Source organism: Microvirga sp. 2MCAF35 (assembly GCF_052115545.1).
GTDB lineage: Bacteria > Pseudomonadota > Alphaproteobacteria > Rhizobiales > Beijerinckiaceae > Microvirga.
Genome location: NZ_JBFRGW010000069.1, coordinates 1 through 11,977 on the forward strand (window position 1 = coordinate 1; position 11,977 = coordinate 11,977).

9 protein-coding genes are annotated in these 11,977 nt (G+C 65.5%); 3 read left to right on the forward strand and 6 right to left on the reverse strand.

Features of this window, described 5'->3' with window-relative positions:
* A partial coding sequence (locus tag AB4097_RS20960; RefSeq protein WP_442043143.1) for a 3-hydroxyacyl-CoA dehydrogenase NAD-binding domain-containing protein occupies positions 1-464 on the reverse strand: 464 nt, incomplete at its 3' end.
* A 169-nt stretch (positions 465-633) separates the two neighbouring features.
* Here AB4097_RS20960 and AB4097_RS20965 point away from each other — a divergent pair.
* Positions 634-1,647: an asparaginase gene (locus AB4097_RS20965; protein WP_442043145.1), complete on the forward strand. Its 1,014-nt coding sequence runs from the start codon at positions 634-636 to the stop codon at positions 1,645-1,647.
* Between the two features lie 6 nt (positions 1,648-1,653).
* Here the strand turns inward: AB4097_RS20965 and AB4097_RS20970 are convergent, their stop codons facing one another.
* From AB4097_RS20970 to AB4097_RS20980, 3 genes are all read right to left on the reverse strand, one after another.
* Positions 1,654-2,424: a bestrophin-like domain gene (locus AB4097_RS20970; protein ID WP_442043147.1), complete on the reverse strand. Its 771-nt coding sequence runs from the start codon at positions 2,422-2,424 to the stop codon at positions 1,654-1,656.
* Positions 2,425-2,548: 124 nt separating this feature from the next.
* Positions 2,549-3,532, reverse strand: a complete 984-nt coding sequence (meaB, locus tag AB4097_RS20975) for a methylmalonyl Co-A mutase-associated GTPase MeaB (protein WP_442043149.1) — start codon at positions 3,530-3,532, stop codon at positions 2,549-2,551.
* Positions 3,533-3,563: 31 nt separating this feature from the next.
* Complete coding sequence (locus tag AB4097_RS20980; RefSeq protein ID WP_442043151.1) at positions 3,564-4,322, reverse strand: DUF3750 domain-containing protein; 759 nt, start codon at positions 4,320-4,322, stop codon at positions 3,564-3,566.
* 174 nt (positions 4,323-4,496) lie between these two features.
* Here AB4097_RS20980 and AB4097_RS20985 point away from each other — a divergent pair, with 174 nt between their 5' ends.
* Positions 4,497-5,471 (forward strand): alpha/beta hydrolase, encoded by a 975-nt coding sequence (locus AB4097_RS20985; RefSeq protein ID WP_442043153.1) that lies wholly within the window; start codon positions 4,497-4,499, stop codon positions 5,469-5,471.
* 126 nt (positions 5,472-5,597) lie between these two features.
* Positions 5,598-7,187, forward strand: a complete 1,590-nt coding sequence (locus AB4097_RS20990) for an adenylate/guanylate cyclase domain-containing protein (protein ID WP_442043155.1) — start codon at positions 5,598-5,600, stop codon at positions 7,185-7,187.
* A 6-nt stretch (positions 7,188-7,193) separates the two neighbouring features.
* On the opposite strand, the gene scpA is transcribed toward AB4097_RS20990, so the two are convergent.
* On the reverse strand, positions 7,194-9,359 hold the full coding sequence (gene scpA / locus AB4097_RS20995) for a methylmalonyl-CoA mutase (RefSeq protein WP_442043159.1): 2,166 nt from the start codon (positions 9,357-9,359) through the stop codon (positions 7,194-7,196).
* Between the two features lie 142 nt (positions 9,360-9,501).
* Positions 9,502-11,523, reverse strand: a complete 2,022-nt coding sequence (locus tag AB4097_RS21000) for a methylmalonyl-CoA mutase family protein (protein WP_442043157.1) — start codon at positions 11,521-11,523, stop codon at positions 9,502-9,504.
* Between the last annotated feature and the right edge of the window lie 454 nt (positions 11,524-11,977).

The window sequence follows — 11,977 nt, forward strand, 5'->3', positions numbered from 1 at the left end:
TCGCGCAGGAACTCCGGGTTGGACACCACGGCGAACTCGGCCTCGGGCCGGGTCTCGCGGATGATGCGCTCGACCTCGTCGCCGGTGCCCACCGGCACGGTCGACTTGGTGACGATGACGGTGTAGCCGTCCAGGGCGGCGGCGATGTCGCGGGCGGCCTGGTAGACGTAAGACAGGTCGGCATGGCCGTCGCCGCGGCGGGACGGGGTGCCCACCGCGATGAACACGGCCTCGGCGTGCTGGACCGCCTGGGCCAGATCGGTGGTGAAGGTCAGGCGCTCCTCGCGCACGTTCTTGGCCACGAGATCATCGAGGCCGGGCTCGAAGATCGGGATGGCGCCGCGGTTGAGGGCCTCGATCTTGGCCGGATCCTTGTCGACGCAGCACACCTCGTGGCCGAAATCCGCAAAGCACGCGCCCGACACCAGGCCCACATAGCCCGAACCGATCATCGCCACACGCATCGAGAGCTCCCAATTTGTTCGAACCTTGGGTTTAGAGTGGCAGGAGCCCTGCAGCAACCCACGGCATCGAACGATTTCGGGGCGCCTTTTCTCACTATTGCAACAACGTCCCCTTTGACTTCTGGGTTCAGTGCCTCCACAACACCGCCGCTTTTCCAACGGGGCATTGATGCACAATCCTTTTCTAGTCGAGGTCACCCGGGGGCGTCTCGTCGAGTCGCGCCATCGGGGCAGCGTCTCGGTGGTCGATGCCGAGGGCGGTACGGTTCTGTCGATCGGGGATGTGGACCGGCGCGTTTTTCCGCGCTCCGCCGTGAAGGCGCTCCAGGCCATGCCGCTGGTCGAAAGCGGAATCGCGGACAAATACGGCCTGACCGATGAGGAGATCGCGCTCGCCTGCGCGTCCCATTCGGGAGAACCGGAACATGCGGCGACCGCCAAGGCCATGCTGGCCAAGGCCGGGCAGGATGCCGGCTGCCTCGAATGCGGCGTGCACTGGCCCATGGGCGAGGCCGCCAACCGCGCTCTGGCCGCCTCCGGCGCCAGCCCCAGCGCCCTGCACAACAACTGCTCGGGCAAGCACGCCGGCTTCGTTTGCCTGGCCTGCGGCCAGGGCCAGAGCCCGAAGGGCTATGTGCTGGCGGACCATCCGGTGCAGCGCAGCGTCCGCGAGGCCCTCGAGGAGATCACGGGCGCCTGTCACACGGCCGAGAAGAGCGGCATCGACGGCTGCTCGATCCCGACCTATGCGATCCCGCTTCCGTCCCTGGCTTTCGGATTCGCCCGGTTCGGCGCCGGGACGGGCCTGCCGGGGGACGGCAAGGCCGCGGCGGCCCGGATCCGCAAGGCCGTGGCGCGCCATCCCTTCATGGTCGCCGGAACCGGCCGCTTCGATACCAAGCTCATGGAGCTTCTCGGCGAGCGGGCCTTCGTGAAGGTCGGGGCCGAGGGTGTCTATTGCGCCTCCTTCCCGGAACTCGGCTATGGGATTGCCCTGAAGGTCGAGGACGGCCATGCCCGCGCGGCCGAGGCCTTGATGGCCGGGCTCGTCCTGCGCTTCCTGTCCTTGGACGCCGACGAGCGCAAGGCCGTCGAGGCGCTGGCCCAGCCGGTGTTCAAGAACTGGAACGGCATCGAAGTCGGACAGATCCGGGTGTCGCCGGAGATCCGGGGTATGGCCTGAAGGCCCTCACGGTCTCGGGTTCATCTGCAGGCGGGTGTGGATGAGGTCGTCCGGCTGGAGGCCGTGCGCGCCGTGGAAGGGCCGGTCGAGAACGCCGACCATGTAGACGACGAGGCCGACGAAGATCATCAGGACGCTGCTGAGAATGAAGTGAGTCGTTCGCCTCAGGTCGAACAGCCACAGAACGATGGCGTTCAGGGCGGCCCCCACCATGACGACCGCCCAGATGACCCTTGGAATGCTGGTCCCTGCCGCCTGAAGGCGCAGGCGGCGCTGTTCGATGAAGTCTTCGAAGGTCCGGAGCGCCGCCTCGTGGATCAGGTCCTCTCCCGCATCGCTGTTGGGCCTGAAGCTGAGGAGCTGGCGGCTCAACTGGTCGACCAGCTGCGTCCCGCGCGTGGAAACCTGATCGGTCCGCTGGGCGACCCAGCCCGGCCCCGTCTCCTCGTCGACATACCGGCGAAGGGTATCCAGCAGCGGCGTGCGAGCCGGTTCGGGATAGGCGTTGAACGTGCGGTAGAGGGCGATGACCTTGGACGCCTCGCGCCCGACCGCATCCTGCGCCTTGACGTAGTTCTCGAACACCGCAACGGAAAGCAGGGCCAGGAGAACGCCGTAATAGAGCGAGAAGACGTTCAGGAGCAGCGTGACCACCGTGTTCGGATCGCGTTCCCCGCTCATCAGGCGCGCGAATCTGGGCTGCAGCAGCACCAAGCCGACCAGGGTCGGCACCAGGAAGACGAGGCAGACAATCACGGCGCCCATGAAAATGGGCAATTGATGCAATCGATCGATCACGGCGTTGTCGACTCTCGGTGAACGGCCTTTGGCATCCACCGAGTGAAACGGATTTCCCAGCGCGGATCAGGTGCAATTTTGGATAGGCAGCAGGAGCTTCCTGCTAGATCCCCAACAGCTTCACGATCTCGCCGGCTCCGGCCGTGGGTGACAGGGCGCCGTCCGCGATGGCCTTCTCGATGGCCGGGACGCGCCGACGCAGGGCCGGATCGTGGTGCAGGCGTTCGTACAGGCGCTCGTGAACGAGGGCCCACATCCATTTCGTGTCCTGCGCCCGGCGCTTGGCCGCGAGTTCTCCCGTCGCTTCCAGGCGCTTGCGATGATCCAGAACCTTCGCCCACAGCTCGTCGAGCCCCTGGCCGGTGAGCCCCGAGACCGTGAGCACGGGTGGCGTCCAGGCGGGGGAGGCAGGCGACAGGATGTGAAGGGCGGCCTTGTACTCGGCAGCGGCGGCCTTCGCCTTCGCGCCTGCATCGTCCGCCTTGTTGACGGCGATCAGGTCGGCGAGCTCCAGGATGCCTTTCTTGATCCCCTGCAACTCGTCGCCCGCGCCCGGCAGCATGAGGACGAGGAAGAAATCGGTCAGGTCCGCGACCGCCGTTTCCGACTGCCCGACGCCGACGGTCTCGACCAGGATCACGTCGAAGCCGGCGGCCTCGCAGAGCAGCATGGTCTCCCGCGTCTTGGCCGCGACGCCGCCGAGCGTCCCGGAGGACGGGGAGGGGCGGATGAACGCGTTGGGATCGGCCGCCAGCCGGGCCATGCGGGTCTTGTCGCCGAGGATCGCGCCGCCGGTGCGGGTAGAGGAGGGGTCCACCGCGAGCACGGCGACCTTGTGCCCTTTTCCGGTGAGCATGGAGCCTAGCGTGTCGATGGCCGTGGATTTGCCGACGCCGGGAACCCCGGTGATGCCGATGCGCACGGCACGACCGGTGCGAGGCATCAGTTCCTGCAGGAGCGCGCGTGCCGCCTCGCGATGGTCCGGACGGCGTGATTCCATGAGCGTGATGGCGCGCGCGAGCGAGGCCCGGTCGCCCCTGGCGACCATCTCCGCCGTCACTGCCGATTTCGGTAAGCCCCCGGTCATGGGAGAGGTTTAGCGCATCTCACCCGTGCTTTCACCAAGTGATCGGGTCCATGCCGATTCGTCCCCAGGCGGGAATCTTGATGGCGGGGCGGCGCACGTCGACGCCGGCAACGAGGCCCATGAAGTCGACCTCGATCCCCTCGACCCAGCCGAGAGCGATGCCCGCATAGCCGCCGAGGGAGACCTGGATACCGGTCCGGCTCGGTGTCAGGCCGACGACGTCCCGCCAGGGCTGCCAGTCCTTTCCGAGCGCTGTGGGCGGCAGCGCGGCATCGAGTTCGGGAACCGAGCGCATCACGTGGGCCACGAAGGTGTTCGAGTTCGGGCCCGGCCAGGCGTTGTAGGCGCCGAAGGTCTGGTAGGGGTAGCTCGCAACCGCCTGTTGCACCTGCGGGATCAAGCGTTCGGCCGCTTTGCCTTCGATCACGACGACAGGATGCGGTGCATTGCCGAACCAGCGCCCGTCCGGTGCCCAGCCGTTGGTGCGGACCGGGCTGCCCCAGCCGACCTTGTCGTAGCGGGTATAGGTGCCGGCACCGGCCTCCTTCACGACGATCCAGGTGTGATGGGCGAAGATGCCGCGCCAGCGGCCGACCCGGGCCGCGTAGACCGCCACGATGGCCTGGGGCGCTACGGATGCGGCGGGCAGGAGCTTCGCGCTCGACCAGTCGGCGGCGCGCCAGCTCGGCGCGACATCGTCGCGCATCGCCCACCAGAGCGCATGGGCCCCTAGAGGCAGGAGAAACAGGCCGAGGATGAGATGGAGAACCCGGGAAACAAAGGCGAGCATCGGGCCAACGTATGGAGGCGGCGCCGACGCATCAAGGCGGCGCGGCGACACTCACGTTCACCATTGGGTTACCATATTTCCGCTCGGTTGTGTCTTCGCCGGCTCTCTGCCTTGTGCGTGCCATGATCGGGGACAAAACAGCACTGCCCTCATTGTCTCTTGAAATCCGGCCCCATGCTTCTTCCCGCCCGCCGCCTTGTCCTCATCGGCCTCGCAAGCCTTGCCCTGTCCGGCTGTCTCGGGGAGGACACGGCGCTCACCAGCCCGATCTCGTCGCAGGTGGGGCTCGCGCGGGATCCGAAGCTCCTGGTCGCGACCACGCGGCTTCCGGTGGGCGATCCGCCCAAGAAACCCTGGTTCAGCAGCGAGCGGTCCCCGGATCTCGTCTTCGCGGAAGCGCGCTTGAAGCCACCCTCGGATTCACTGATCGGCAACAGCGGCTGGAGCATCGCCAAAGTCGAGAACGTGGACCACGGCAATGCGGCCCAAGCCTTCGCCCAGGCGGCGTTCGGGCACAATCTTCTGCTTTACATCCACGGCTACCGCGAGAGCTTCGAGACGGCCGCGACCTCGACCATCGATCTCTCCGAGGGGATCAAGTTCGCCGGGGCGACGGGATTGTTCACCTGGCCGTCCGCAGCGTCCACCTTCAGCTACGTGGCCGATCGCGAGAGCGCCATGTGGTCCCGCGACGCCCTGGAGGATCTGCTCACCGCCATCGCCAAGACTCCGAGCGGCGGACGCATTCACATCGTCGCCCACAGCATGGGCACGCTGCTTACCCTGGAGACCTTGCGGATGCTGCGGGCCTCGGGCGGCGAGAGCGCCATGGACCGCATCGGCGCCGTCGTGCTGGCGGCCCCCGACATCGACATCGACCTTTTCGCCCGCGGCCTCGAACGGCTTGGGCCCGACGCGAAGAAGATCACGGTCATCAGCTCCACCAATGACCGGGCGCTCGCCGTCTCGAGCCGTCTCGCCGGCGGCATCGTCCGGGCCGGAGCGGCCGATCGCGAGCGGCTGGAAGCGCTCGGCGTGCGTGTCGCGGACGCCTCGGAGTTCGGCGGCGGCATCATCAACCACGACATCTTCCTGACGAACAAGGAAGTGCAGCAGGTGATCAAGCGGGCGATCGATCGGGCGGGGTGATCCGCAAAGCGGATATTATCACCTGAAGAATGGAAGCCCGCGGGCGCTGATGAATTAGGGGTTGCACGCTCGCCGACAAAGGCAAATGATCGTCCCGACGGCAAAAGTTCGACAGTGAGGCTGCCTATGGCTGGACTGGGTGAACGGGCTTCCTATCAGCAGCGTGCGATGGGGACGCTGCTGATTGCAACGGTAATTTTGGGCGTTCTGGGCCTGCCCGTCGCCGTCTGGTTCGACTTGCAGATCCTTTCGGAGCGCGTCCTGCGGATGCAGGCAAGCGAAGCCAGCCGCATCATCGACGATATTCGGAACTTTTACGGCAGCGACGTTGTCGGGCGTGTTCTCCAGACGCCCGATCCGGTCATGGTCACTCACAATTATCGCGATATCGCCGGGGCCATTCCGATCCCCGCGACTCTCTCGATCGAGCTCGGAAAGCGCATCAGCGCCCAGGACGGCTCGGTGAAATACAGCTTCGTCTCCGATATGCCATTCAAGGGCCGCGAGTCCCATCATCTGGATGACTTCGAGAGGAGCGCGCTCTCCCGGCTGCGGGCCAATCCCGAGCAGCCTGTCGTGGAGGTTTCGGGTTCTCTCTTCGACAAGAATATCCGGACGGCCGCGCCGATCGTGATGGGGCCCGTTTGCGTGAGCTGCCACAATTCGCATCCCGACAGCCCCAAGACGGATTGGAAGGTCGGCGACGTGCGCGGCATCCAGGAGATCTCGGTCAGGCAGCCGATCCTGGCGAATATTTTCTCGTTCAAATATTCTTTGGCTTATCTCTCGCTTGCTTCCTTGGCTGGCCTCGTCTGCATCTTCCTGCAGCGCCGACAGGAGAAGCTGATCCGCGGCATGAACCAGGAACTGACCGAGGCGAACGACTTCCTCGCCGGGATCTCGACGAAGCTCGCAAAATATCTGTCTCCGCAGATCTACAAGAGCATCTTCAGCGGCCAGAAGGATGTGGCCATCGCCACCGAGCGCAAGAAGCTCACGATCTTCTTTTCGGACATCAAGGACTTCACCACCATCGCCGAACGACTGCAGCCCGAGGACCTGACGCAGCTCCTGAACGAATACTTTACCGAGATGTCCGCCATCGCCCTCCGGCACGGGGCGACCATCGACAAGTTCGTCGGCGATGCGATCCTGATTTTCTTCGGCGATCCTGAAACGAAGGGCGTCAGGGAGGATGCAAGGGCCTGCCTGCGCATGGCCGTCGACATGCAGCAATACATGGAGCAACTGAACGCCCGCTGGCGCAAGCAGGGGATCGACCTGCCGATGCGCGTGCGCATGGGCATCAATACGGGCTTCTGCAATGTGGGGAATTTCGGCAGTGAGGATCGGATGGCCTACACGATCATCGGAGCCGAAGCGAATATCGCCGCCCGCCTGCAGGCCATCGCGGAGCCCGGCGGCATCTGCCTGAGCTATGAAACCTATGCCCTCGTGCGGGACATGGTGCGGGCGAGGCCCCTGGAACCCATTGCCATGAAAGGCATCAAGCGTGAGGTCGTACCTTATGCGGTCGAGGGGCTCCTGGGAGAACTCGCGCAAAGGCCCCAGGTCATCGTCGAGCATGTCATGGGGCTCGACCTCTTCCTTGATCTCGATGCGATCGAACACGGTGAGATCGACCAGGCGAGACGGCGCCTTTCCGAGGCACTGGCAGCGTTGGAGATGTCTCGTCCCAAAGCGAAGGCGAGCTGAGGAGTTTCACTCCGCAGCCTGCTTCGGGCCATAGCCGAGCCGCTTGTTCAGGTCGCCGATCAGGTTCACGGCCGCATCGGCAATCACGGTGCCGGGCGGGAAGATCGCCGAGGCGCCGGCTTCGTAGAGCGCATCGAAATCCTGCGGCGGGATCACGCCGCCGACCACGATCATGATGTCCTCGCGGCCGAACTTGGCGAGTTCGGTCTTCAGCTCCGGCACAAGGGTCAGATGGCCGGCCGCCAGCGAGGAGACGCCGATGATGTGCACGTCGTTCTCGATGGCCTGGCGGGCCGCTTCCGCGGGCGTCGCGAAGAGAGGGCCGATATCCACGTCGAAGCCGAGATCGGCGAAGGCCGAGGCGATCACCTTCTGGCCGCGGTCGTGCCCGTCCTGGCCCATCTTGGCGACGAGGATGCGCGGCCGACGTCCGTCGTCGTGTTCGAACTGCTCCACCAGCTGGCGGATTTTTTCCACGGCTGGCGACGCCATGCCGACCTCCCGTTTGTACACGCCCGAGATTGCCTTGATCTCGGCCCGGTGACGACCCCAGACCTTCTCCAGCGCATCGGAAATCTCGCCCACCGTCGCCTTGGCACGGGCCGCTTTCACGGCGAGGTCGAGCAGGTTGCCTTCGCCCGACGCTGCCACCTGTGAGAGGGCATCGAGAGCCGCATCCACGTCGGCCTGGTTGCGTTCGGCTTTCAGGCGCTTGAGCTTGTCGATCTGGCTGGCGCGCACGGCGGCGTTGTCGACCTTCAGGATGTCGATGGAGGCTTCGTCCGTGGTGCGGAAAGCGTTCACGCCGACGATCTTCTGATGGCCGGAATCGATGCGCGCCTGCGTGCGGGCCGCCGCTTCCTCGATCTTCAGCTTGGGGATGCCGGCCTCGATGGCCTTCGCCATCCCGCCCAGGCTCTCCACCTCCTGAATGTGGCTCCAGGCTTTCTGTGCCAGATCATAGGTGAGGCGCTCGACGTAATAGGAGCCGCCCCACGGATCGATGATGCGCGTGGTACCGCTTTCCTGCTGCAGGAACAATTGCGTGTTGCGGGCGATGCGCGCCGAGAAGTCCGTCGGCAGCGCCAGCGCTTCGTCCAGCGCGTTGGTGTGGAGCGACTGCGTATGGCCCTGCGTCGCCGCCATCGCCTCGATGCAGGTGCGCGTGACGTTGTTGAACACGTCCTGCGCGGTGAGCGACCAGCCGGAGGTCTGCGAGTGCGTGCGCAGCGGCAGCGATTTCTCGTTCTGCGGGTTGAAGCCCTTCACGAGCTTCGCCCAGATGAGGCGCGCGGCGCGCATCTTGGCGACTTCCATGAAGAAGTTCATGCCCACCGCCCAGAAGAAGGACAGGCGCGGGGCGAACTGGTCGATGGTGAGCCCCGCCGCGATGCCGGCGCGGATGTACTCGACGCCGTCGGCGAGCGTGTAGGCGAGTTCCAGGTCCTGTGTCGCGCCGGCTTCCTGCATGTGGTAGCCGGAGATCGAGATCGAGTTGAACCTCGGCATGTTCTGCGAGGTGTAGCCAAAGATGTCCGAGATGATGCGCATCGACCCTTTCGGCGGGTAGATGTAGGTGTTGCGCACCATGAACTCTTTGAGAATGTCGTTCTGGATCGTGCCCGAGAGTTTTTCGGGCGGCACGCCCTGTTCCTCGGCGGCCACGATGTAGAGCGCGAGAATCGGCAGCACCGCGCCGTTCATGGTCATCGACACGCTCATCCGATCGAGCGGGATTCCGGCGAACAGGGTGCGCATGTCGTAGATGGAATCGATGGCGACGCCCGCCATGCCCACGTCACCCGACACGCGCGGGTGGTCTGAATCGTAGCCGCGATGGGTGGCGAGATCGAAGGCGACCGACAGGCCCTTCTGGCCGGCCGCGAGATTGCGGCGGTAGAAGGCGTTCGAATCCTCGGCCGTGGAGAAGCCCGCATACTGGCGCACGGTCCAGGGCTGGTTGACGTACATGGTCGGGTAGGGACCGCGCAGGTAAGGCGCGATGCCCGGAAAAGTGTCGAGGAAATCCAGCCCGGCGCGATCCTCGGGGCCATAGGCTCCCCTGACGGCGATGCCCTCCGGCGTGAGCCAGGGCTCGGATGCGGCCCGAGAGGAGGATGCCAGGGCGGCATCGGCGAAGGCGACGCTCGAAAAGTCCGGGATGCTGGTCATGGCCTGAAAGCAGATGCCCTTGACGAGTGAAACACTGTGAACCACCTCATTTTAGGGCATCCGGCAGCCGGATGCTATCGGCGCATGGTCGGAGAAGGTCAGCGAGCCGTCTAGGTTGGGATGAGCGGCACGCCTCAAAGAATTAAGAGCTGGCCTCGTTGAGAGCCTCGCTCAGAACCTTGAGCGTGTCGCACCCGGCATAGATGAAAGTGGTGATGCCGGCGCGGTTCAGCTGCTCTTCGCGTTCACCCGGCCTCCCTGCGAGCGCGATGAGCTGCGCTGCGGCCGAACGCAAGGTCTCGGCAGCCTTTTCCGCGTGTGTCTCGTAAATTTCATCCGTCGAGCAGATGCAGGCCAGTCTGGCTTTGCTGTCGAGATACGCCTTTCGAAGCGCGCCATTGTCCGAGAATCCGTCGTTCGTGACGGCTTCTATCCCGCCGGCCTCGAAGAAGTTCTTCGCGAAGGTGGCGCGGGCGGTGAAGGCCGCAATCGGTCCGAGATTGGCGAGGAAGACTTTCGGACGCTCTCCGGTCCTCGCGAAATGGGCATCGGATTGGTCGCGCAGGCGCTCGAAAGGCTCGGCCGTCCGGGTCGAGGGCAGGGGAGCGATGGCGACGGGTGAGGGGCCGGAGGCCGTGCCCACCAGTTGGGGCAGGCTTGCACCCCGTCCGGCCATTTGGACCAGGGAGGAAAAGGAGGTTTCCGTTGGCGCGACCTGCCCTCCTCCCCCTTGTGGGGAGGAGGTGGAGGTGTGAGCGCTATGCTGATCCAGTTCAGCACCGGCACCCCCACCCTTATTCCCTCCCCACAAGGGGGAGGGAGACAGCACGGTCACATCCGCTTCATGGATGTTCGGGAACTCGCTCGTACCGGTGATCGGTTCCTTGCGGGTGGCGACGGCCTGTTCGCGTCGGACCCGGACAGCGGCGATGCGGGCCTGGAGCTTGTCGTCTTTGAGGCTCTCCAGAATGCCGCCCTCGCGCTCGATCTCCTGGAACAGCCCCCAGGCCTTTTCGCACAGGGCGTCGGTGAGCGCCTCGAATCCGCCCGCGCCGGCAGCCGGATCGGCCACGCGCGACAGGTTCGATTCATCGAGCAGGATGAGCTGCATGTTGCGGGCGACGCGGCGCGCGAAGGCATCGGGCAGGCCCAGGGCCGCCGTGAAGGGCAGGACCGTCACGGCATCCGCTCCACCGATCCCGGCCGAGAAGGCCGCCACTGTCGTGCGCAGCATGTTCACCCAGGGGTCGCGCCGGGTGGTCATGCGCCAGGCGGTTTCCGCATTGAGGCGGATCGGCCTCGGTTCCAGGCCGCAGGCCTGCTCGACCCGCGCCCAGAGGCGCCGCAGGGCGCGCAGCTTCGCCACGGTGAGGAACTCGTCCGCATCGGCCACGAGGAGGAAGGAGAGCGCCCGCCGGGCGGCATCGAGCGAATGCCCCGGCGTCTCCAGGGCACGCAGGTACCCGACGCCCGTCGCCAGCACGGCGGCAAGCTCCTGCGCCTCGCTGGCCCCGGCTTCGTGGTAGACGCGTCCGTCCGCCAGGAAGGCGCGGCCGGCAAAGCCTTGCTCCGTCAGGTGGCCGAGCGTGTCACCCATCCGCCCGGCCATGGTGTCCCAGGAGGCGGACATCTTCCCTTGAGCGGCCATGGCCCCGATGGGGTCGAGGCCGAGATCGAGGGAGAGATCGGCAAGCTTGTGGCCACGCCGCTCGGCCAGGGCCAGGATTAGTGCCGCCATCTGTCGGCCATGGCCGCCCGCATCGACCCGCAGGTGGATGAGGTCGAGCATCACGCCGTTCAAAGTCTTGTCGAGATCGTCCAGCGAGCCGATCTGCGCGCCGAAGCCGCGCGCGGCCGGAGCCTTGTGCGCCACCAGCGTCAGGGCATCGGCGCCGCCTTCGAGATCGAGGAGGGCGAGTTCGTTGGCCCTCTCGGGGTCGGGATGGTCCATGCGCTGCGACACCCGCCAGCGCCCCGCCTGCTCACGCGCAACGGGTGTGGATTCTTCCGCCTTGGGATAGAGCGGCTGGATGTCGATGCCGTCATGACTGCGGGAGACGAGCTTCTTCTGGAAATCCGCGCCCTTCAGCACGCCCTCGACCAGCTTGAGCCATTGTTCGCGGGTGGCTTGCGGGAAATCGGTCGCGAGAGAGAGATCGTCCATGTTTGTCCTCGTCCGAAGGAGGGCGCATCGGCTGCGCGGGACAATACCGGGACGGGGCGAGAGTGGGAATGCCCCAAAGGGCGGGATTGCACGGTCATGCCGTCATCCCTCGCGCGTCACGAACGTGCGGCCATGACGGGGGAGGAGGCGGTCAGGCCAATGTTATGTTCTCACTTTGTTCTTGACAACTCGTGCAACCTTGGCTATATCATTGCACAGCCTGATCCAACGAGGGGCGCGCTTCGCGAGGCGTCGCAAGTTGTGGGAGCAGGCACGGTCCTGCCCGCCGGTCACGCAGCCGGCGACAGGAGGCCCTTGGCAGCCGTGTGCTGGTCCAAGTCTAAACGCCTAAAAGAACCGTGCGCGAGGAGCAGTTCGGCTCTTCCATTCACATCAGTAGCGAGCCGGATTGCCCGTCGCGCCACCCTCGATCAACCTTCAGGCTCGCAGCGCA

Excerpts from the sequence above, each read along its gene's own strand:
- AB4097_RS20965 (WP_442043145.1), top strand. The coding sequence starts at position 634 with ATGCACAATCCTTTTCTAGTCGAGGTCACCCGGGGGCGTCTCGTCGAG.
- meaB (WP_442043149.1), bottom strand. The coding sequence starts at position 3,532 with ATGACCGGGGGCTTACCGAAATCGGCAGTGACGGCGGAGATGGTCGCC.
- AB4097_RS20980 (WP_442043151.1), bottom strand. The coding sequence starts at position 4,322 with ATGCTCGCCTTTGTTTCCCGGGTTCTCCATCTCATCCTCGGCCTGTTT.
- AB4097_RS20985 (WP_442043153.1), top strand. The coding sequence starts at position 4,497 with ATGCTTCTTCCCGCCCGCCGCCTTGTCCTCATCGGCCTCGCAAGCCTT.
- AB4097_RS20990 (WP_442043155.1), top strand. The coding sequence starts at position 5,598 with ATGGCTGGACTGGGTGAACGGGCTTCCTATCAGCAGCGTGCGATGGGG.
- scpA (WP_442043159.1), bottom strand. The coding sequence starts at position 9,359 with ATGACCAGCATCCCGGACTTTTCGAGCGTCGCCTTCGCCGATGCCGCC.
- AB4097_RS21000 (WP_442043157.1), bottom strand. The coding sequence starts at position 11,523 with ATGGACGATCTCTCTCTCGCGACCGATTTCCCGCAAGCCACCCGCGAA.